This is a genomic window from Collinsella aerofaciens (assembly GCF_040915545.1).
Classification (GTDB): Bacteria; Actinomycetota; Coriobacteriia; order Coriobacteriales; family Coriobacteriaceae; genus Collinsella; species Collinsella aerofaciens_BE.
Genome location: NZ_JBCPDH010000005.1, coordinates 1 through 21,560 on the forward strand (window position 1 = coordinate 1; position 21,560 = coordinate 21,560).

Consider the following 21,560-nt stretch of genomic DNA (forward strand, 5'->3'; position numbering starts at 1 on the left):
CAACCGTATTCCAGATTCTAGGACGCCGGGCCGACTCGCTTCGGATGGGGCTCTACACCAACTTTCTCGACACTACCCGTCCTTGGATTGTGTGGCTGAATGAAGGACGTGGTTGGTGGGGCCTTTTGTCCCGGTCGCTGTTTCGCGGCTTTGCCGCGAAAGGCGCGTTGCTTTGGGGATGGATGGGGGGCGGGGTTGTTGCGGCTTCTTATCCCTTTGCTTTTTCGCGGCTTTGCCGCGAAACGCGCAGCACCTTGGGAAATGCATTGATGCGTGGACGGGGCTGGATTGAGGATTCAAATGGCTAGAGAGATATGGGCGCGAACGAGAAATCGTTATTGGGGTCATCCTTTTCCATAAACTCATCGAGACAAAACGTCATGTAGATTGGAACGTACAGAACCTTGCCCTCTTTGCTGAGGTTCTCGTGGCTCAGTACAACGGCCTCGGGAATTTTGTACTCGCCCACACTCATCAGACGATCGAGAGCCGCATGCGCTCGAACCTTCTTGCCCGATTTGACCTCGATTGGGACAACATGCCCGTGGGCGCCTTCGATCACAAAGTCAACTTCACCGACCTCACGCGTTTGGTAGTACCATGCATCCGCCCCGAGGGCAACGAGTTCCTGCGCGACCACGTTCTCATAGAGACCACCAAGGTTGGGAGTTTTCATATCAAGATAGACAGAGCGTGCAGTGCTGCCGGGGTATCGCGATGCGAGCATGCCTGTATCAGACTCGTATAGTTTGAAGGCTGTCGTTTTCTCCGTCCTCTTGAGAGGACTCCGTGGCTCCGTCACCCTGGCGACCATCAATCCAACACCTGCGTTAACAAGCCACAGGAAATCCTGCTCATATTTTTTAAGGCGAGCTCCCTCACCCAGAGACGAAACAACAAAGCGATGAGACTCCGCCTCAAGCTGAACGGGAATTTGCTCAAAAATCGACCGAACGTTAAACGCTCGAGTCGATGCATATTTTGAGATATCGCTTTTGTACTGATCGACCAGCTGAGTTTGAAGCTCACGTGTGCTCACGAGCGAATAACCCGAATCAATATAGTTCTGAACGACCTCCGGCATACCGCCGCAAACGATATAAGCTCTATAGTTCTTGAGCATCGCCTCATGAATATAGTTTTCGACAGGATGTTTCTCGACAAGGCAGCTGCGAATGCCTGCAAGCACATTCTCGCTGACGCTGTTTGCCCAACAAAACTCTTCAAAATCCATCGGGCGCATAACAATGTGCTCTACATACCCCACCGGAAAAGAAGAGATCCCCTTAAACTCAGTCCCAAGCATAGACCCCGAGAAGACATAGCTAAAGCGCCCATCCTCGACCAACGCCTTCATGAGTGTAACGATCTGCGGATACTCCTGAATCTCATCGACAAAGACAAGCGTATCGCCCTCAACAAGCGGCGCATCCGCAAGAAGGGCTACGCGGTTGATAAAGTCAACGGAGTTCTTTGCGCCAACAAGTGCATTCCTTGCTTCGACATCGAGTAGTAAATTGACCTCAAAATACGAAGCGTAGTTGCTTTTTCCAAACGCGCGAATCGCATAGCTCTTGCCAATCTGACGCGCACCAGTAACGAGTAATGCCTTATTGGAGTTATTCTTCCAGCTCAAAAGCCTATCAGTGACCTTACGGCGTAGCATTAAACCCCCAAATGACAAAAATTAACAGATAGAATCGCCTAAAATCATACAAAAATTGGCAGATAATATTGTCGTAAATATACAAAAATTGGGAGATAGCAAAGGTTCGAATAGGCCTCAAAGCCACTGAAACAGTGCTCTACTTTGCGAAGGGGCTGGGGACGCTGTTGGGTGCGTCTCCAGCCCTCTGATTCTTACTTTGGATCCCGATGGTGGGGTGTTGTCGGTGCTGCTTGCTTGGTTACCTTGTCTCGCCGGACTCCGTGCGTAGGCGGTAGCCGTGGACGAGGTCGCTGATGGCCGGCCAGGGAATCTGGCGATCAACCCAAAATTGGAGCTGGACCAGATAGCGCTCGGTGGCGCGGGTGAGGGCTGCAAACTGTTCGTGAGTCTCTACCTGGGCGTAGAGGTCGCGGCTGTGGGCGAGGATTGCCGTGGTGTCATCCATTTTGCCGGTGACGTCGAAGGCGCCCGAGAACCAGTCGCACAGGCGTGCGGCACTGTTTTTGATCGTTGCGAGGTCGGCGGTGCCGTCGTTGGCGTTTTCGTTGGCCTGGGCTCGCAGGAGGGAGAGGGCGTCGGCGGCGTTCATGCAGTAACCGACGGTGAAGTTCCAGACGGCGAATTCGCGGCCGGTGTCGAGTTTGCGGCGGCGCATGTAGTCGATGTCACGCGGTTCCTCGAGCATCATTTGATCGGCGAGGGCCTCAAGTGCAGTGGTGTACTCGGCAAGGTCGAGCGTGAGCAGATTGTTGATATCCATCATCTTTAGGCCTCCGTTTCGATCTCGACGATTTCGTTTTTAATGTACATGCCCTGGTTGTCCCAGACATTGCGGCAGGCGGCGGCAAAACGCTCGCGGTCGGCTTCGCAGATGCGGGCGAACATGTTGCAGGTGCCAAAGGGCTCGCACACGTCAAAGAAGATGCAGATTGACGACCATCCGCCATACCAGCTCACGGCGCCCGCTGGCTCGTGAAAGACGGGGTTCTCGATGTGCTCGTAATTGGCGATGGGGCCCGAGACAGGATAGGTTACCTCGGCATCGCAGATCTTGGCCGAAAAGATACGTGACTCGACCGGACAGGACGATTCGAACAGCTTGCATGCCTCGGGAGCCTTGTCCCAGAGCATGTCGGCGAGAAACGTCTCGCCATTTAGCGTGATCTTGAGCATTTTTGTCATAGTAAGGACCTCCTCAATCCGTCGCTCAAGGGGTTCGCTGGCGGATAAGGAGAAGACAGCAGCGGGGTCGCCGAACCCAAACTTCACGACAGATCTCTGTCGCCCCAGCCCGCGCTGTTCTTCGCTAAAGTACCATGCAGCAATTGCGCGCGCAATATCAGTTTTTGATTTTCTGGAAGCGGCAATCGACGAGACGGCTCGCCGGCTGCCGGCCGACGCGCGGTATGGGCGCTCGTCTATTCCTTAAGTTGGATGAAAAACGCCATGTTATTGCAGGGCTGCATACTCGTCCAATAAGTGCATAGAATCTCGTATAGTGCGAGTAAGATTTTGCGCTGTCTGTTTTATGTTTAGCAAAGATAAAGTTTGCATAATCTGGTCTAATCCCTGCTCTATTAAAATAAAGTTGCACGTAAATGACGTAGATATGCTTGAGCTGGGTTTCTTTACGCTGAGCGGGTAAAAGCGACCGTTCACCGTTCAACTATTTTCAAAATGAATAAAATGAGCGATAAAGAGAATATAAACCTTAATAAACTCGCGTATCGCACGGGCGCGGGTTATTAATGGGTTGTAGGCCTTTTACAGAAAGGATTCCAGCAATGTCTAAGCCTCTTGGCAAGCCCGATCGTATCGTCGTCGCCCTTGGCGGCAACGCCCTCGGCAACAACCCCGTTGAGCAGATCGAGGCCGTGAGCAACACCGCTCACGCTCTTCTCGGCCTGATCGAGCAGGGCAACGAGATTATCATCACCCACGGCAACGGCCCGCAGGTCGGCATGATCCAGAACGCCTTCGCCGCCGCCCACGACGCCATCGGCACCCCCGAGATGCCGCTGCCCGAGTGCGGCGCCATGTCCCAGGGCTACATCGGCTATCACCTGCAGCAGGGCATTGGCCGCGAGATGCACAAGCGCTATAAGCGTTGGCACGCCGCAACCGTCGTCACCCAGATCGAGTGCGACCCGGACGATCCCGCGTTCAAGAACCCGACCAAGCCGATTGGCCCCTTCTACACCGAGGAGCAGGCCAAGGAGTTCATGGCCGAGGATCCTTCCAAGGTCTTCGTCGAGGATTCCGGCCGCGGCTGGCGTCGCGTTGTCGCTTCCCCCGATCCCAAGAAGATCGTCGAGGCTGACTCCATCCTCAACCTGCTTGACAACGAGTTCATCGTCATCGCCTGCGGTGGCGGCGGCATCCCCGTCGTCCGCGACTATGAGAACAAGGGCTGCTACAAGGGCGTCCCCGCCGTCATCGACAAGGACCTGGGCGGCGAGCTGCTGGCCGAGGACTGCGACGCCGACGTTCTGTTCCTGCTGACCGCCGTTGAGCATGTCGCCATCAACTTTGGCAAGCCCAACCAGGAGGAGCTCGAGGACATCACCGCCGACGAGGCCGAGCGCCTGGCCGACGAGGGCCAGTTCGGCAAGGGTTCCATGGAGCCCAAGGTCCGCGCCGCCATCAAGTTCGCCCGTTCCCGCAAGGGCCGCACCTGCATCATCGGCGCCCTGGACAAGGCCGCCGAGACCATGGCCGGCCTCTCCGGTACCCGCATCCACGAGTAGCCTCTGCTCCATTGCCTCTCTCGTGGGCGCCAGGCAAGGCGCCCACAAACTAGCCTCTCTTCATGAGCCCCGCAGTCCGCTCCGACTGCGGGGCTTTTGTTTCAACCCGGCACTTGGGGACGTTCCTTTCCTGCCGGCAGCTTGGGACAGTCCCTAAAGGCTGTCCTCAACGACCACTCATTTAAGTCTGTCCCCAACGACTAGTAGTAGGCCCACATGGCTTCGACTTCGTTGAGGACCTCTACGACGCCCCAGCGTCGGGCGCTGCGGCTGGCCGAGTTGGGATCGAAGACTTCAATCTGGTCGGCGTCGTCAATACCGTAAAGTACAATGTAGTGGCCCACGTTGGTAAAGGTGCCCGGCCGAACGGCGGCGATGACGGGCGCTCCCGAACGCAGCGCCTGAGTCATCGAGTCGCGATCGTTATGAAGCTCCGTTCCGTTAAGTCCCAACTGCCACGCACCGCTCGTCATAAACGACCATTCGGTTGCACCGGTGGGGGCGTAATTGCCTGCCTCGGAAAGCGCGCACATATTGACGGGGGTCATATCGGTGCGTCCCGTCTTAAAGATATAGACCATGGTGAGGCACGTAGGCCCGCAGGCATTTTGGCGGATGGTACCGCCGGCGTAAGGCAGCTCCGACCATGCAGGGTCGATCTGATAGATATGGGGCATCGTGCCGGCTTGCCATTGCGAGCGCGGGGTCGAAAAGGCGAAAGAATAACCGGGCGCGACGGGGGCCTTGAGCAGCTTGTCCTCGGCGGTGGGCTCGAGACCGGCCGAGCCGTGGGACATACAGGAGCTCATAAGCACAAAGACCAGACAGATGAGGATAGAGCACAGTGCGAGGCAAAGCCGACGAGCCGGCAGGGCGGGGGCATTCACGTACGATGTCGAGCGGTAGGGCTTGCCGTCGCGTCCGCCTTGGGGATGCGAAAAGAAGCGGTTGATATGGCTGCCGGGCTGACGTGCGCCGTTGCGGCGCAGTTGCGGAACCTCGGCTTGGCGCTGTCGAGTGCGCGCGCCCAAGCGGCTATCTTGCTGTGCGCTTGTGCCCGTGCTCGGACGGCCACTCTGCCGTGTTCTGTTTGTCTGCTGCCGAGACGAAGGCCTGGGTTGCTCTTGAGGGCGTTGCGGATTGCTGCTCGTGGCACTTCTGGGCGTCGGCGTGGTGCGGCCAGCAAGGCGAACGCTTTGTCGCCGTTGATCACCGTCGTTGTATCCGTATGCCATTCGTACCGCCTTGTCTCATGTATAACCTGTCTATCCTACAAAAAAGATGTGCAACAAATGGGTCCGCGCGTCAAAAGCTCGGTAAACGGTACGAAAGGCGCAAAACACACGGCCTCAAAAACATCTCTATATGCGTCCGATGAGCGTACGCCCGTCGGACGGGCGACAACAATGAGCGGCAAACCGTGCCGTTCGTCCCAAAAACGGTGCCGCTCGTTTTGCAGTTCTGCCTTCGGTCGAGCTGCGAGCGGCGCTGCTGCGCCAAGGCCGTATCTTAAAGCCATGGAATAAAAGCGCGCGGCAAAACGGACCGCGCAAGGGGTGACGCCAAGGGCGTCAAAAAGGAAAGGAGGGGAACAATGGCGGACAAGAACGCAGAAGTTGCAGTCGGGGATAACGGCGGCATGAAGAAAACGCTTTCGCTCTGGAACTTCTTCACCATCGGTTTCGGTGCCATCATCGGTACCGGTTGGGTTCTGCAGGTCGGCGACTGGATGGTCGTGGGCGGCGGTCCCGTTCCCGCTATGATCGCATTCCTCTTGGGTGCAATCTTCCTCGTGCCCGTCGGAGCTGTTTTCGGTGAGCTCACGGCTGCTATCCCCATCTCGGGCGGCATCGTCGAGTATGTCGATCGTAGCTTTGGCCGTACGCTGAGCTACATCACCGGATGGCTTTTGGCCCTGGGCAACGGCATCCTGTGCCCGTGGGAGGCCATCGCCATTTCGACCCTCGTGTCCGAGATGTTCGGTAGCCTGCCCGGTCTTGAGTGGCTGCGCGCCGTCAAGCTCTACACCATCCTGGGCGCCGACGTTTACCTGTTCCCGACGCTGATCGCGCTCGGCTTTGCAGTCTACGTCATCTTCCTCAATTTCCGCGGTGCCAGCTCGGCCGCCAAGCTCCAGGCCTTCCTGACCAAGGCCCTGCTCTGCGGCATGCTGCTCGCCATGGGCGTCTCGCTGTTCACCGGCTCGCCGGACAACGCCATGCCTGTGTTCTCCCAGGTCGCCGGCGCTGGCGGCGGCAAGGCCGCCACCGAGGGCACCAGCCTGTTCGCCGGTATCGTGTCGGTCCTGGTTCTGACCCCGTTCTTCTACGCCGGTTTCGACACCATTCCCCAGCAGGCTGAGGAAGCGGCCGAGGGCCTCAACTGGAACAAGTTCGGCAAGATCATCTCCCTGGCTCTGCTGGCCGCCGGCGGCTTCTACATGGTCTGTATCTACTCGTTCGGCACCATCCTCGACTGGCATGAGTTCGTTAAGAGCCCGGTTCCCGCGCTCGCCTGCCTCAAGGGCATCAACATGCTTCTGTACCTGGCCATGCTCGTCATCGCCACGCTTGGACCCATGGGCCCGATGAACTCCTTCTACGGCGCCACGAGCCGCATCATGCTCGCCATGGGCCGCAAGGGCCAGCTGCCCGAGCAGTTCGCCGAGGTCGACCCCAAGTCCGGCGCTCCCAAGCTTGCCTGCGTCGTCTTGGGCGTCATCACCGTCGTCGGACCGTTTTTGGGCAAGAACATGCTCATCCCTCTGACCAACGTGTCGGCTCTCGCCTTCATCTTCTCCTGCGGCATGGTCGCCCTCGCATGCCTGCGTATGCGCTTCACCGAGCCCGACCTGCCTCGTCCCTACGAGGTGCCCGGCGGCAAGTTTGGCATCGGCCTCGCCATCGGTGCCTGTGCCATCATCATCGGCCTGCTTGTGATTCCGTTCTCTCCCGCCTCCCTCAACATGGTGGAGTGGAGCATCGTAATCGGCTGGCTGGTCGTCGGCCTGGCTCTCATGGCCTTCACCAATTCCCGCAAAAAGTAACGCCGAGCCGGGGCGGATCAGGTGCGCGGGCCCCTCTCTTCCGCGCACCGAACCCGGCGCCACTTGGGTAGCTTTGTGAGGCCTTAACCCAACACGGCCTCGCCCACTATATGGATCCATAAGGAGGAACCATGTCCACTAAGTATGCAATCGTTGGCGGCAAGCTCATCGACGGTACCGGTGCCGAGCCGGTCGAGAACTCCCTCGTTCTCGTCGACGACAACGGCAAGATCGAGTACGCCGGTGCTATGCAGGACCTTCCCGAGGGCGTTGAGGTTATCGACGCCGCCGGCAAGACTGTCCTTCCCGGCCTGATCGACACCCACCTGCACTTCTCGGGCAACTTGACTGATGATGACACCGACTGGGTCATGCAGCCGCTCCTCGAGAAGCAGGCCGTCGCCGTCAAGCAGGCCTATGACTGCCTCACCCACGGCCTCACCACCGTCTGCGAGATCGGCCGCTTTGGTATCCAGATCCGTGACTGCATCGACAAGGGCGTCTTCAAGGGCCCGCGCGTTCTGGCCACCGGCCTTGGCTTCTGCCGCGTTGCCGGCCACGGCGACTCCCACCACTGCAGCCAGGAGCTCAACAAGGAATCGCACCCCTGGGGCGATCAGGTCGACGGTCCTTGGGATCTGCGCAAGGCCGTCCGTCGTCGCCTGCGCGAGAACCCCGATGCCATCAAGATCTGGGCTACCGGTGGCGGCATCTGGCGCTGGGACTCCGGCCGCGACCAGCACTACTGCTCCGAGGAGATTCAGGCCGTGGTCGAAGAGGCCAAGATGGTCGGCATCCCCGTGTGGAGCCACTGCTACAACAACCACGCCGCTGCCTACGATTCCGTTCGCTTTGGCTGCGAGCAGCTGATTCACGGCTTCGATATCGATGAGCGCACCATGGACCTCATGGCCGAGCAGGGCACCTTCTTCACCCCGACGATCGCCTTCCTGCCCACCTGGTACGCCACCTATCCGCCCGTCTACGTCCCCGAGCTGCACGACAAGTACGAGGGCACCCTGGTCGAGAAGGAGCTGCAGCGCAACTACGACTGCCTGCGCGAGGCCAAGAAGCGCGGCGTCGTCATGACGATCGGCTCCGACTCCTTCTCCTTCGTCACCCCGTACGGCACCTGCTCCATCGAGGAGATGTACGAGTTCGTCGACAAGATCGGCTTCACCCCGGTCGAGACCATCACCTGTGCCACTCTCAACGGTGCCAAGATGTGCCACATCGAGGACGAGACCGGTTCCATCGAGGCCGGCAAGTGCGCCGACCTGCTGGTCGTCAACGGTGACGTCGCCGCCGACATCCACGTGCTCAACACCGACAACATGGACGTCATCATGAAGGACGGCTGGATTGTCGAGGGCGGCACCTTCGGCGAGGCAAACAAGTACAGCGCCTAAGCTACCGTTCATCGATGGCTTGATGTAAAACACAGTATTTGATGCATAATGCAATGGAGAGGGTCGCTTGCGGCCCTCTTTATTGCTATGGGGTGCGTCAGTAAGAAGGAGATGACGGTGGATCTCAATAGGCTGATTCTGGGCAAGAGCTACAACTCTACCAAGGTCTTTCGTACCGCTCAGCATGTGGTTCAAGCCATCTTGCTCGGTATTGTCGTTCCGCTGCTTATCCTGCTGCTCATCTGGGATCTAACCGATAATCCCAATCCCGTTCCGGCCGTTGTTGTCATTGCCGGCTTGGTCATGCTGTGCTTCTTCTTCTCGTACGTCTTTGTCGTTCCCGACGACCTCACATCGAGCGCAACCGACCGCACGCTCGCCATCGCTTCAAAAATATTCGCCTACACGTCGCGCGGCCTTGCGCCCGAAGTTGCCCTGGGCGCCTCTAAGATCATCCTGTCCGAAACGATCGCCTCTGCCATCTGCTTTACCGACGGCAAGCAGGTGTTGGCAAGCTGGGGCGAGGACTCGGCAAAATGCCCCGCGGGCACCCCGGTAGTGCTGCGGACTACGCTCAACGTGATCAACAGCGGTGAGCAAAGCGTGTTCTCGCGCGATGCCTCGACCGAGACAGGTGGCTACTTTCCGCGCCTGCGCGCCGGTATTGTCGCACCGCTTACCGTGCGCGGGCATTGCGTGGGCACGCTCGAGCTGTATTATCCCCGTCTGAGCAGCATCGATATGCGCCAGACGGCGCTTGCCTCGGGCTTTGCCGACCTCATTTCCACGCAGCTTGCGAGCTTTGAGCTCGAGCGCCAGGACGAGCTTACGGCCCGCGTGGAGCTGCGCGCCTTGCAATCGCAGGTCGATCCTCATTTTCTGTTTAACACCATCAGCACCATCGTGTCGCTCGTTCGAACCGAGCCCGACAAGGCGCGATCGCTGCTGATCGACTTCTCCAACTACTACCGTCAGACGCTTTCTGATTCCGATACCCTCACAACGCTCGAGCACGAGGTGGAACAGGGCACTCGCTATATCAATCTTATGCAGGCTCGTTATGGCGACGGCCGTCTGCGCGTCTCGGTCGATATCGACTTTGAGGTGCGCGATTGCATGGTGCCGCCGTTTATCTTGCAGCCGTTGCTCGAAAACTGCATCAAGCACGCGCAGCGCGAGACCGAGCCGCTTTCTATTCATGTTAGGGCTTTCGAGACCGATGACGGTTTGGAGATCATCGTCGAGGACGACGGCATCGGTATGAGCGAAGAAGTCTGCGCGCATCTGTTTGAGCAACATCGCCTGGAGGAGCCCGAGAGCATTACCGCCGACGGCTCCGTCAAGCGAGGTTGCGGCCTGGCGCTCTTCAACGTGCTTCAGCGCATCCATTTCTTTTACGGAGAAGATTCCGGCATGCGCGTGAAGTCCCAGGAGGGCGTGGGAACGCAGGTCATCGTCGAGCTGAACGGCGAGCCGCATGAGCCGGCGCCGTTGACGGCGTAGCACGCGGTTGGATTGAGAGAAAAAGAGGGGAAGCACATATGTCCGAAGGCTGGAACATCTTGGTGGTTGATGACGAACCTCCCATTAGGGCTGAGCTACGCTATCTGTTGGAAAAGGATACGCGTGTGGGCCAGATTGCCGAGGCGGGCAATGTCACCGAGGCCGTGGAGTCGATTCTCTCGAACAAGCCCAACGTGTTGTTTTTGGACATCACGATGCCCGGCCGCTCGGGAATTGAGCTTGCCGAGACGCTGCAGAACCTAAAGACGCCGCCGGTGGTTGTGTTTGTGACGGCGTTTGCCGAGTTTGCCGCCGATGCGTATAACCTCGATGCGGTCGACTATGTCGTCAAGCCGGTCGAGGACGCACGCCTGTCAAAGGCACTCGACAAGATCGAGGCAGCCTTGGGTGTCCGTCGTGTTATCCACGCTCCGCGCCAGCCTTTGCGTCTGACGGTGGACCGCGGGGGCAAAAAGGTGTTCATTCCCGCCGCAGACGTCTGCTACTTTGAGGCGCGCGCCGATTTTTGCAACGCCATCTGCGCCGAGGGAACGTACCTGATCAATGAGTCGATCTCCTCGCTCGAGCGTCGCTTGGTTTCCGAGGGCTTTATTCGCGTTCATCGCAGCTATCTGGTCAATTTGGAAGACGTGCACAATGTCGAGATCGGTTCCACGGGTCTTATGGAGCTCAGACTCGATCGCGTAACCTCGACGGTGCCCGTGTCCCGCCGTCGCGCTGCCGAGGTTAAAGCACACTTGGGGCTTGCGTAGACGGTCTGCGTGCCGTCGTTTACCATCGCAGGTTTGGCATGGGCGCGCGGTGGGCATAATGGGTGGCATCGAATGAAATCGAAAGGATCATTATGCCCGCGCTTATCACCCATCATCTGTTTGGCGAGGAAAGCATCGACCGTCTTCCGCAGGGCGTCATCACGTCCGATGAAGAGCGCATTGCCTTTATCTTGGGCAACCAAGGCCCCGACCCGTTTTTCTTTCACATTCTGACACCGCGTGTTTCCGACTGCACGCTGCTGGCGCAGGTCATGCATCGGTCGCGCATGTCTCGCCAGTTCGCGTGCCTGCGCGACGGCGTGTCGCATCTGCTGCCGCGCGACGCCAGCTTGGGTCGCGCTTTTGCGCTGGGCCTGCTGTCTCATTACGTGCTCGACCGCAACGCCCATCCCTTTGTCTATGAGCAGCAGTTTGGCATCGTGGAATCCGACTCAGAGCTTGAGGATTCGAGCAGTCAAGTTCATGCCGTGATCGAGAGCGACCTGGATGTACTGATGCTGCAGCTTAAACGCGCCGGCGCTACGGTCGACGATTACCCGCCGGCGGGCGAGATCGTCACCACCGATCGCATCAATCGCGTGGCCGGCGTGCTGATGAGCTATGTTGCCGGACGCGTGTACGGCATTGACATTCCGGCGGGGGAGTACGGTGCTGCCGTTGCCAATATGCAGCGACTTTACCGCGCGATTGAGCCGGCCGGCTCCGTAAAGACGCGCGCGATCTCGCTGGTTGAGGGCTTGGTGCACGACTACTCGCTGCTCGACGGCCTTGCCCATCGCGTGACGACGGAGCTGCCCGAGCGCACCGGTAACCTGGGCTATCTGACATGGAAGAATCCCTTTACCGACGAGGTCTCGAACGAGAGTTTCCCCGAGGTCTTTGATCGCGCGCTGGTCGATTACGAGTGCACGGTCGCACGTTTTATCGAGACCGGTGACATGGATGCCGTGACCAGTCACGTCAACTACAGCGGTCGCGTGCTCGAAGCCGATGAGGAGTTCGACCGCGAGGAATAGGGCCCGTGCGTGCCCCTTTGCCGAATCCTTACCGGCGGTTCTGGACAATTAGGGTACGATGAACTAACTGCATATCGGGCGAATACGAAGGGTCCCTGTCCATGAAATACACCAAGCTCGAGCGTAACTGGGTTATGTATGATGTGGGCAATTCGGCCCTCGTGCTGCTCAATACCTCGGTGGTGCCCATTTACTTTAACGCCATCAATACCGGTGCTTCCTCGGCCGACCTGGTGGTCGCCTGGGGCAATGCGCAGACGATCGCCTCGCTGGTCATCGCCATGCTCATGCCCATTCTGGGCGCGCTTGCCGATTACGCCGGCAACAAGATCAAGTTCTTCTTGGGCTTCTTCCTCACGGGCCTGGTGCTTTGCCTGGCGCAGGCTATCCCAATGTCCGCCATGGCATTTTTGACCGTGTACGTGCTGTGCACCATCGGCCTTAACTCTTCTATGACGTTCTACGACGCCATGCTGCCCGACGTTACCACCGACGAGCGCATGGACGCCGTGTCCAGCTCGGGCTATGCCTGGGGCTACATCGGTTCCACCGTGCCGTTCGTCATCTGCCTGGCGCTCATCATGGGTGGCCCCGCTCTTGGCGTCCCTACCATGCTGGCAACGCGTCTGTCGTTTATCATCACCGGTGCCTGGTGGCTCATCTTTACCCTGCCGCTCATTCGCACCTATAAGCAAAAGTACGGTCGCGAGCGCGGTCCTGAGGACACTATCGGCCGCATCGTGGGCGGTGTGTTCTCCGAGGTCGGACACACCATGCGCGAGATCGCCCACAACAAGACCGTGCTGGTCTACATGATCGCGTTCTTCTTCTATATCGACGGTGTGCACACGGTCATTTCCATGGCAACCAGCTACGGATCGGCCTTGGGCATCGATTCGACCCAGTTGGTCCTGGCGCTGCTCGTTACGCAGTTCGTGGCCTTTCCGTCCGCCATCATCTACGGCAAGCTCGCCGGCCGCGTGGGCACGCTCAACATGATCTTGGTGGCAGTCGCCGCCTATATGGGCATTGTGCTGTTCGCCGCGTTCTTCCTAAAGACCGCCTTTGAGTTTTGGGTGCTTGCCATTATGGTCGGCCTGTTCCAGGGCGGCGTGCAGGCGCTCAGCCGTAGCTACTTTGGCCGCATTATCCCCAAGGAAAAGTCCAACGAGTACTACGGCTTCTTTGACATCTTTGGTCGTTATGCAAGCGTTATGGGCACCTTCCTGGTGTCGGTCGTCACCTCGCTGACCGGCAACCCGTCGCTGGGCGTCCTTTCCATTGGCGTGCTGCTGATCGTTGGCTTTATGCTGCTGGTCCGCCTGTCCCGCATGACTCGGGCGGCAGAGCATGCCGCATAGGAGCGAGCGGCTATTGTGCCTGTCCACGGTACTCTTTTGGGGTTATCCGCAATAAACATTGCGACTTGCGAGCAATGATTTGCCCAAGTGGGTATGATGGAATCAGCTAGGTCGCGGGGCGTCGCCTGTGTTTGGCGGCGCCCCGTTTTTGTGTTGCAGGGAGGGTAAGGCATGAACGCCACGGTCGTGATTCCAACGTATTGGGCGGGCGATGACGCTTGCGCAAACGCCCCTGGCACCTATGACCATTCGACGCGACTCAACGCCGACAATCCCGAACTCGACCGCTGCCTGGCCTCGCTTGAGCAGGTACGTGACATCCCGCGCATCATCCTTTTGGTGGTCTGTCCCGTTTCTGCCACAGCCGATGTGTCGCTGCGCGTGCACGAGATTGTCGACGCGCATCCCACGCTCAAGGTCACCGTTGTCACCAACACCCAGGCCTCGCGCATCGCAGACCGGGTTGCTCAGATCGCGCCCAAGGGTTCGGGCGAGTGCGTGAGCCTGCGAGGCTACGGTGCCATCCGCAATATGGGGCTAGCCTGCGCCGCTGTGCTGGGGCATGACGCGGTTATCTTCTTGGATGACGATGAGACTGTCATCGACGCCGACTTTATGAAGCGCGCGACCTATGCGTTGGGGCAGCAGACGCGTCAGGGCTTGCCGATCTTGGTCAAGAGCGGCTATTTCTACGATCACGACGGCTCGCCGCTGGCTCCCACGGACAAGGCGGGCATCTGCCATCGTTGGTGGACCAAGCGCATCGAGTTCAACCGTTGGATGAAAAAGGCGCTCTCGGGCACCTGCATCTCGCGCTCCAACTACGTGTGCGGCGGCCTGATGGCCCTGCACGCCCGCGCCTTTACGCGTGTGGCCTTTGACCCGTTTATCACCCGCGGCGAGGACTTGGATTACCTCTTTAACATGCGCATGTTTGGCTACGACGTGTGGTTCGATAACGAGTGGACCGTGCGCCATCTGCCTCCGGAGTCCGAAAAGCGCTCACCGCGCTTTATGCAGGATGTATACCGTTGGTACTACGAACGGGCCAAGTTGACATTCGCCGCGCATCAAAAGGAGCTCATTCCCGTTACGGCGGCATCGCTCATGCCCTACCCGGGCCCGTGGATTTCGCGCGAGCTCGACGACCGCGTGCGCAAGACCGCTATGGTCCGCAGCGTGTTTACCCGCGAGCATGAGGGCTACCTGCGCATCTGGCGCCATGGTATCGACGAGGCAAAGGTCTATGCGCGCCAAAACGCTGCAAGCTACCTGCGTTTCCAGAGCTTTTGGCCCAAGATCATGGACGGGCTTTGGCGTGACGCACAACTGATCAGTATCCTGGAGGGGGCCGAATGATCGACCGCCGCGCCCAGCGCGATAGTTCAATATCAATCTTTCGCATCATTGCCGTTGCCTGCGCCATTTGCGTGCTGGTGTACTTTATTTTTGCCTTGGTGACCGGTATCGAGCCGATCGCCACGGTGATTGCCTGCGCGCTGCTGTGCATCTTTCTGTGCATCTTTATCTTTTTGACGCTCAATCCCGATTCGGTGCGCTCCCAGTACACCGAGGAGACGCTCTCGGTGGCCTCGGCCATGCTCGAGGACATTAAGGGCGGTCTGACGCAGGAGTCGGCGCGTTTGGTGTGCCGGCGCATTTTGCCCGAGACGCGCGCCATGACGGTGGCCATCACCGACGAGGACAACGTGCTTGCCTGCGCGGGCGAGTTTGAGGAAAAACTGCTGCCCGATACTCCCATCCACACGCTTGCCACACGCTACGTTATCGAACATGGCATCGTGCAGTCGTTCAACCGTATGGTGGATGTCGTGGGCTCGGACGGCTCGCACAACCAAGTCCCCGCCGGCATTATCGCCCCCATCAAGGTGGGCGATCGTACCGTCGGCACGCTCAAGTTCTACTACAAGACCCCGCGCGCCGTCGACCGTACCCAGTACGCGCTTGCCTCGGGCTTTGCCGAGATCTTGTCCACGCAGCTCGCCATCCACGAGCTCGAGGTGCAAAAGGAACTCACAGCGCGCGCCGAGGTGCGTGCGTTGCAGGCGCAGATTAACCCGCACTTCCTGTTCAACACGCTGAACACCATTGCATCGTTTACGCGCACCGACCCGCTGCGGGCCCGCGAACTGCTTCGTGAGTTCTCATCGTTCTATCGTGCCACGCTCGACAACTCGGGATCGCTTATTCCGGTCTCGCGCGAGGTTGCACAGACCAAGCGCTACCTTACCTTTGAGAAGGCCCGCTTTGGCGAGGACCGCGTGCTTGCGACGTTCGATGTGTCCGAGGACGTGGAAGATACGCTGGTGCCGGCGTTCGTGATCCAGCCGATTGTCGAGAACGCCGTACGTCATGGTATGGGCGATGACGACGCCCTGAGGATCGACGTGACCGTTCACCAAGACGGCGAGGATGCAATCTTGATTGCCGTGGCCGATAATGGCGTGGGCATGGATGAGGGTACCGCCGCCAGACTGTTTGACGAGCGCTCTGCCCGTCCCGACGCCAGCTCTCCCCAGGGTGGCGGCGCCGGTGTGGCCATGCACAATATTTCGGAGCGCATCCATCGCTTTTATGGGCCGCACTCCTATACGCGTGTCGAATCGGCGCCGGGCAAGGGCACCAAAGTGCTCCTTCATCTTGATTTGTCAGAGAGCATCTTTGACATTCAAGAGTAAAATAAAGGGCTACGGGCTCAACGTCATGCGACGGATGCCCGGCGTAGTTAGTTGACGAAAGGTTTTATCCCTATGCTGCGTGCGATGATTGTGGATGATGAGGCGCCGGCTCGCTCGGAGCTTCGCTTCCTGCTCGAGCAAACGGGCAAGATCGGCACGATCACGGAGGCGTCGAGCGTCCGCTCCGCCATCGAGATGCTTATGGAAAGTCGCGTGGATGTCGTGTTTCTCGATATCTCGATGCCCGGTGCCTCGGGCCTGCAACTTGCCGAGGCGCTGCATAAGCTCAAAAATCCGCCGGCGATCGTGTTTGTGACTGCGTATAGTGACCATGCGGTCGAGGCATTCGACGTGGATGCCGTCGATTATCTGATGAAGCCGGTCGAGGAAGCTCGCTTGGATCGCGCGATCGAGAAGGTCATGCAACGCGCCAAGCCGGTTACGGACAGCAAGGTGACCATCGAGCGTATCCCGGTGGAAAAGGGCGGCCGCAAGGTGCTCATTCCCGTGGACGACATTCGCTTTATCATGGCCAAGGACGATTACTCCTGCATCTATACCGTCGATGATCGCTTTTTGTCGACGACCTCGCTGGCGCAGTTTGAGGCCAAGCTCTGCGACTTTGGCTTCTTCCGTGTTCACCGCCGCTATATCGTCAACTTGGCGTGCGTTACGGACGTCGAGACGGTGCCCTCGGGCGCCATCCAGCTGGGCATTACGGGCGTCGACGAACGCGTGCCGGTTTCGCGCCGCCGCGTCGTGCCGCTCAAGAAGGCTCTGAGTCTCTAGCACACTGGCCCCGCAGCCCTGTAGACCCATCGTCTGCGGAGCCGTGGGGCTTTTTTGTATGTATCTGCCGAATCGTTTTTTGCGGAAGGGATCCCATGAACAGCGTAAGCGCCAAGCGCATCGACATCATCTCGGACACCCACGGCTATTTATCGCCTGCGCTCTTGGATGAGCTTGAGGGCGCAGACCTGATCATCCACGCCGGCGATCTCACGTCAGAGATGGACTACGAGCACCTATGCACCATCGCCCCCGTGCGGGCCGTACTGGGCAACAACGATTACTACCGCGACTACGGTCCCGATGTAGACCGTCTTGCGCTCTTTACCTACGAAGGCCTCAAATTCGCCGTAGCCCACTACCGCGAAGACCTTCCGGTGGGATCCGTAGACGTAGCCATCAATGGTCACACCCACGTAACCAAAGAAGCCCAAGTGGGCCGTTGTTTAGTCCTCAACCCGGGCAGCGCTAGCTACCCCAGAGGCACCCGAGGCCCCACCATGGCCAGAATGCTAGTAAAAGACGGCAAGATCATAAGCACCAAATTTATTGATCTAGAGTAACCACAACAAAAACGGGGGATGCAAATGCGTCCCCCGTTTCCATTTGAGCCAAAGGCAGAGCTTCAACAAAAACAATCAGACCAACCCTGCCGAGGAGCACGCGGGCTAGCCGCGCAGCGGCGCACGCCCGCAAAACTGGTTGAATAATGTGACGGCAGGGAGGGCTTCCGGGGCTGAGGGCGGGGGTTAAGTTTGTCGCGAGTTCCGCACGCAAAGGAAAGCACTTAATGTGCTTTCCGTCTTGCGCAGGACTGTAGAGCAGCAAACTTAACCCCCGCCCTCAGCCCCGGAAGCCCTCCCGGATGGCCCCAAAAAATTTTTCAAAAAAGTTGTTGCGCGCCGGACAGACTTCTGTGTATACTAATCCCCGCAGCGCACGCGAGCGGAAACAAACGCGAACGTCTGCCTGGGGAGTTAGCTCAGTTTGGTTAGAGCGCCGGCCTGTCACGTCGGAGGTCGCGGGTTCGAGCCCCGTACTTCCCGCCAACGCAATTAAAGCCACGTCTTCGGACGTGGCTTTTTGCGTTTGATGCGCTTTGTTTCGATAGAACGATCGCCCTGGTGCATCTTCGCCCAGAACCCCCGCGCCTTCGGGAACGCAAGTAAAATCTAATGAGTATATCTGTCTGAACAACAGCTTTGTTGCGCAACACCTGTTCTACGAGACAGGGGGTTAGGTTATACTAAATTGCACTGTGCGCCGCATCTGATGCATTTCGCTCCAAGCGCGGCACTCAGTGGATATCCGATTTACCATTTGGATGTCCTGGCGGTCATTTAGCGTCTCGACACAAGCTCGGCCCCGGAGCTCGTTCGAGCTGTTCGTATTCCTTGAAAGGGGAAAAATGGACATATCGAGGAAGACTGATTACGCCCTTCGTATGCTGGCGATGCTTGCTGAGGATCCGGAGTGTTTGCTTTCTGTTCGCACCGCTGCCGAAGAGGTCAATGTTCCGTATTCGTTTGCCCGCTCGATTCAGCACGGTTTGGTCCAGGCCGGTATTGTGGAGAGCCTGCGTGGCGTCCACGGTGGCATGTGTCTCAAGGTCAGTCCGGACGACGTCACTATCCGCCAGGTCGTCGAGGCCGTTCAGGGTCCTATGGTTATGAACGATTGCACCGCGCCCGATGGTGACTGTGCGCGCATGGGCGCGTGCTGCTATCATCCCCTGTGGGCCGGAGCTCAGGCGTTGATGCGCGACTACCTCGATTCCGTTTCGCTCGGCGACATCGTCGCTCACCGCCAGTTCCCGGCCGTCGATCCCAAGTTCGCCGACCGCGAAGCGTTTCCCGAGTACGCCACCTGCGCGTGCGCTTACCGGGAGGAATAGCGCCGCATAAGGAGCATAGCCATGATTCAGGACCCCTTTCGTTCGATGATTCGTTCGGAAGGGGTCCTGCGTTATCGCGACCTTCCGTGGCGCCGCACACGCGATCCGTACATCATTTGGCTTTCTGAGGTCATGCTGCAGCAAACGCAGGTGCCGCGTGTGGAGGCGCGCATGCCGGTGTGGCTCGATCGCTTTCCGACTGTGCAGGCGCTTGCCCAGGCCGCGCCTTCCGATGTTTTGGACGCTTGGCAGGGCATGGGCTACAACCGACGCGCTCTGGCGCTTCACGGGGCCGCTCAGCGCGTTGTAGAGGACTGGGACGGGGAGTTTCCGCGTGAGACGCGTGACTTGGTCGCTCTGCCTGGTATTGGCCCGGCAACGGCGCAGGGTATCCGGTCGTTTGCGTTTGATCTTCCGGGTGTGTATCTAGAGACCAACGTGCGCACGGTCTTTTTGCATCATTTCTTTCCCGATGTGCCGGCTGTTCCCGATCGCGAGCTGGTGCCGCTGATTCAAGCCGCCTGTCCGGCGGCCCCCGGTGCGGTGGCGGATGAGATCGCGCCCTTTGCCGTGCCTCAAGACGATGCCGACACGCCGCGCGCGTGGTATTACGCGCTGCTAGATTATGGCGCGTATCTTAAGAAGACGCTGCCCAATCCGTCCAGGCGCTCGGCGGGCTATAGTCGTCAGTCCAAGTTCGAGGGCTCGCGTCGCCAAAAACGCGCCCATATTGTGCGCATGCTACTGGCTGCGCGCGATGGGCGGCCGGCGGGGATAACGCTTGCTGATGCCGTGGTGGGCGTTAACGAAATGGAGACGGCAGCCGGTCGCGGGCCGGTCGAGTGCGAGCTTGTCGCGGGCATTCTAGCCGACCTGGAGCGTGAGGGCTTTTGCCGAGCCGAGGGCGATCGCTGGTTGAGTGTGTAGCCCGCTCAAATCTGAAGAACGGGATTGTAAGGTTTAAATTCGCGGCTTGAGGGCATCCTAAAGACAAGGTCGCTCAAAGCCTATGGGCGGCACGTGTTGAAGGGAAGTACACCTATGGATTTTGAGAATTCCCAAACCAAGAAGAACCTCGAGACCGCTTTTGCCGGTGAGTCCCAGGCACACACCAAGTATCGCTACTATGCATCCAAGGCCAAAAAGGACGGCTACGTTCAGATCTCGAATATCTTTGCCGAGACGGCGGGCAACGAGTCCGAGCATGCCAAGCTGTGGTTTAAGTATCTGCACGACGGCGCCGTTCCGGGCACTCTGGACAACCTGCGCGACGCCGCCGCGGGCGAGAACTACGAGTGGACCACGATGTATGACGAGTTTGCCAAGACCGCCGAGGAGGAGGGCTTTGCCGAGATCGCCAAGAAGTTCCGCGGCGTCGGTGCTGTGGAGAAGGCTCACGAGGAGCGCTACAACAAGCTCGTCGAGCGCATTGAGTCGGGCGAGGTGTTTGAGCGCGAGGGCGTAAAGGTGTGGAAGTGCCTGAACTGCGGGCACCTGCATGTTGGTGCCGAGGCGCCCGAGGTGTGCCCGGTGTGCAACCACCCGAAGGCGTACTTTGAGGAGCAGGTGGTGAACTACTAGCGCGTGGCGCTGGCATGAGCTGGGCCGGGAGGGCGGGATTACCTTCCCTCCCCGCTCACGGCTCCGCAGGGTCGCGTTGAGGGAAGGTAATCCCGCCCTCCCGGCCCGCTTTGGGTCGTCGCGTGCTCGCTACAGAAAAGCTGATTAGAAGTTTGTGTGCCGCCCCTTTTGGGCGGCACGTTTTGTATAGGGATTGGGTTGCGGCCATTTGGTTGATGGTTCGGTTATTTGGTTGACGGGGCTTGCTCCGGGTTGGGGCGGCGCCGTTGTTTAGGGGGTACACTGGGTGGCGACTTTTAGTTTATCTACTACCTGATGGGGTGTTTTTTATGGGCAAGAAGTCTCGGGCTCGGGTTGCTGCGGCGGGAACTCGCAAGGATCCTGGTCGTCGGGTTGCCGAGGGTAAAAAGGCCGATCGTGCCGAGAAGGACAAGAAAGTCGGCGCGCATGCTCATCCTGAGTGGGCGCCTCATTTGAATTCGGCTAGTGAGGATTTGACTGCCAAGTTGTTTACTCTGGTCGAGGTAATTTTGGGCGTGGTGCCCCTTGTGGTTATCGGTTTATTCTTGGCTTCGAAGGACGCCACGAGTGTCGATAAACTCACCGAGGTCTTTTCGCAGGACCCCTCGATGGTGGTCTCGTTTATTTCTGCGTGCTTGCAGCCGTTTGTGGCGTACATGCTGTATATGGTCTACCGCAAATACTGCGAGGGTGATGCGGGCTTTGCCGCCGGTAACCTGATCGGTCTTTTGTGCTCCGAGATCCTACTGCTCAATATCCCGGGCGTCATCGGTATGGGCATCTTGCTGTGGCGTGTTTGGCGCAACGTTGCCCCGCACTTCGAGAGCTGGTTGTTTGAGCGTCGCTTTGCGGGCGTGGTGGCCGATATTGCGGGCTCGCTCGTGATTCTAGCCTTGGCGTTTCTGTGCGCCACCGCCGCCCGCGGTCTCGCGGGCATGTAGTCTGTTCTCACCGACCACGGGGCGCAGGGCGGGGAAACCTTCCCCTCTCGCTCACGGCTTCGCAGGGTCGCGCGAGGCAAAGGTTTCCCC

The 21,560-nt window shown here is 58.8% G+C and carries 20 protein-coding genes and 1 tRNA gene; 17 read left to right on the forward strand and 4 right to left on the reverse strand.

Annotation, left to right across the window (positions count from 1 at the left end; all coding sequences use genetic code 11):
* Positions 1–308 (forward strand): hypothetical protein (locus AB5202_RS02645; RefSeq protein ID WP_368143931.1); only part of this gene is annotated, 308 nt, incomplete at its 5' end.
* On the opposite strand, the gene AB5202_RS02650 is transcribed toward AB5202_RS02645, so the two are convergent.
* From AB5202_RS02650 to AB5202_RS02660, 3 genes are all read right to left on the reverse strand, one after another.
* Positions 305–1,666 carry an ATP-binding protein gene (locus tag AB5202_RS02650; RefSeq protein ID WP_368143930.1) on the reverse strand — a complete coding sequence of 454 codons (1,362 nt, stop codon included), beginning with the start codon at positions 1,664–1,666 and terminating at the stop codon, positions 305–307. The genes AB5202_RS02645 and AB5202_RS02650 overlap by 4 nt on opposite strands.
* A gap of 241 nt (positions 1,667–1,907) precedes the next feature.
* Positions 1,908–2,429 (reverse strand): hypothetical protein, encoded by a 522-nt coding sequence (locus tag AB5202_RS02655; RefSeq protein ID WP_368143928.1) that lies wholly within the window; start codon positions 2,427–2,429, stop codon positions 1,908–1,910.
* A gap of 5 nt (positions 2,430–2,434) precedes the next feature.
* Positions 2,435–2,851 (reverse strand): DUF3830 family protein, encoded by a 417-nt coding sequence (locus AB5202_RS02660; protein WP_154518619.1) that lies wholly within the window; start codon positions 2,849–2,851, stop codon positions 2,435–2,437.
* A 602-nt stretch (positions 2,852–3,453) separates the two neighbouring features.
* Between AB5202_RS02660 and arcC the strand changes: the two genes are divergently transcribed.
* Positions 3,454–4,416 carry a carbamate kinase gene (arcC, locus tag AB5202_RS02665; protein WP_055310076.1) on the forward strand — a complete coding sequence of 321 codons (963 nt, stop codon included), beginning with the start codon at positions 3,454–3,456 and terminating at the stop codon, positions 4,414–4,416.
* A gap of 200 nt (positions 4,417–4,616) precedes the next feature.
* Here the strand turns inward: arcC and AB5202_RS02670 are convergent, their stop codons facing one another.
* Positions 4,617–5,447, reverse strand: a complete 831-nt coding sequence (locus AB5202_RS02670) for a C39 family peptidase (protein ID WP_229026474.1) — start codon at positions 5,445–5,447, stop codon at positions 4,617–4,619.
* Positions 5,448–6,010: 563 nt separating this feature from the next.
* Here AB5202_RS02670 and AB5202_RS02675 point away from each other — a divergent pair.
* The 15 genes from AB5202_RS02675 to AB5202_RS02745 all read left to right on the forward strand — a co-directional run bounded on the left by AB5202_RS02675 (position 6,011) and on the right by AB5202_RS02745 (position 21,470).
* Positions 6,011–7,462 (forward strand): APC family permease, encoded by a 1,452-nt coding sequence (locus tag AB5202_RS02675; protein ID WP_215674257.1) that lies wholly within the window; start codon positions 6,011–6,013, stop codon positions 7,460–7,462.
* Positions 7,463–7,593: 131 nt separating this feature from the next.
* Entirely contained in the window at positions 7,594–8,871 is a 1,278-nt protein-coding gene (locus AB5202_RS02680) for a metal-dependent hydrolase family protein (protein WP_055285286.1), read from the forward strand.
* 111 nt (positions 8,872–8,982) lie between these two features.
* A complete protein-coding gene (locus AB5202_RS02685) occupies positions 8,983–10,374 on the forward strand; it encodes a sensor histidine kinase (protein ID WP_368143927.1) in 1,392 nt (463 codons plus the stop codon).
* Positions 10,375–10,412: 38 nt separating this feature from the next.
* A complete protein-coding gene (locus AB5202_RS02690) occupies positions 10,413–11,147 on the forward strand; it encodes a LytR/AlgR family response regulator transcription factor (RefSeq protein ID WP_368143926.1) in 735 nt (244 codons plus the stop codon).
* A gap of 92 nt (positions 11,148–11,239) precedes the next feature.
* The gene (locus AB5202_RS02695; protein WP_238025113.1) at positions 11,240–12,184 is read left to right on the forward strand and encodes a zinc dependent phospholipase C family protein; all 945 of its coding nucleotides are present in this window, start codon (positions 11,240–11,242) and stop codon (positions 12,182–12,184) included.
* A gap of 101 nt (positions 12,185–12,285) precedes the next feature.
* Positions 12,286–13,545 (forward strand): MFS transporter, encoded by a 1,260-nt coding sequence (locus tag AB5202_RS02700; RefSeq protein ID WP_368143925.1) that lies wholly within the window; start codon positions 12,286–12,288, stop codon positions 13,543–13,545.
* Between the two features lie 171 nt (positions 13,546–13,716).
* Complete coding sequence (locus AB5202_RS02705) at positions 13,717–14,904, forward strand: glycosyltransferase (protein ID WP_368143924.1); 1,188 nt, start codon at positions 13,717–13,719, stop codon at positions 14,902–14,904.
* Positions 14,901–16,244, forward strand: coding sequence for a histidine kinase (locus AB5202_RS02710; RefSeq protein WP_006235157.1), 1,344 nt, complete (start codon positions 14,901–14,903; stop codon positions 16,242–16,244). Before AB5202_RS02705 ends, AB5202_RS02710 begins: the two co-directional genes overlap by 4 nt.
* Before the next feature lie 72 nt (positions 16,245–16,316).
* The gene (locus AB5202_RS02715) at positions 16,317–17,033 is read left to right on the forward strand and encodes a LytR/AlgR family response regulator transcription factor (RefSeq protein WP_006235156.1); all 717 of its coding nucleotides are present in this window, start codon (positions 16,317–16,319) and stop codon (positions 17,031–17,033) included.
* A 95-nt stretch (positions 17,034–17,128) separates the two neighbouring features.
* Positions 17,129–17,596 (forward strand): YfcE family phosphodiesterase, encoded by a 468-nt coding sequence (locus AB5202_RS02720; protein WP_368143923.1) that lies wholly within the window; start codon positions 17,129–17,131, stop codon positions 17,594–17,596.
* Positions 17,597–18,004: 408 nt separating this feature from the next.
* Positions 18,005–18,082 (forward strand) — tRNA-Asp (locus AB5202_RS02725).
* Positions 18,083–18,441: 359 nt separating this feature from the next.
* Positions 18,442–18,927 (forward strand): RrF2 family transcriptional regulator, encoded by a 486-nt coding sequence (locus AB5202_RS02730; RefSeq protein ID WP_368143922.1) that lies wholly within the window; start codon positions 18,442–18,444, stop codon positions 18,925–18,927.
* Between the two features lie 21 nt (positions 18,928–18,948).
* On the forward strand, positions 18,949–19,854 hold the full coding sequence (locus AB5202_RS02735) for an HhH-GPD family protein (protein WP_368143920.1): 906 nt from the start codon (positions 18,949–18,951) through the stop codon (positions 19,852–19,854).
* Between the two features lie 114 nt (positions 19,855–19,968).
* Entirely contained in the window at positions 19,969–20,508 is a 540-nt protein-coding gene (gene rbr / locus AB5202_RS02740; protein WP_368143918.1) for a rubrerythrin, read from the forward strand.
* Positions 20,509–20,837: 329 nt separating this feature from the next.
* Positions 20,838–21,470, forward strand: a complete 633-nt coding sequence (locus AB5202_RS02745) for a hypothetical protein (protein WP_347478020.1) — start codon at positions 20,838–20,840, stop codon at positions 21,468–21,470.
* The last annotated feature ends 90 nt before the right edge of the window (positions 21,471–21,560 follow it).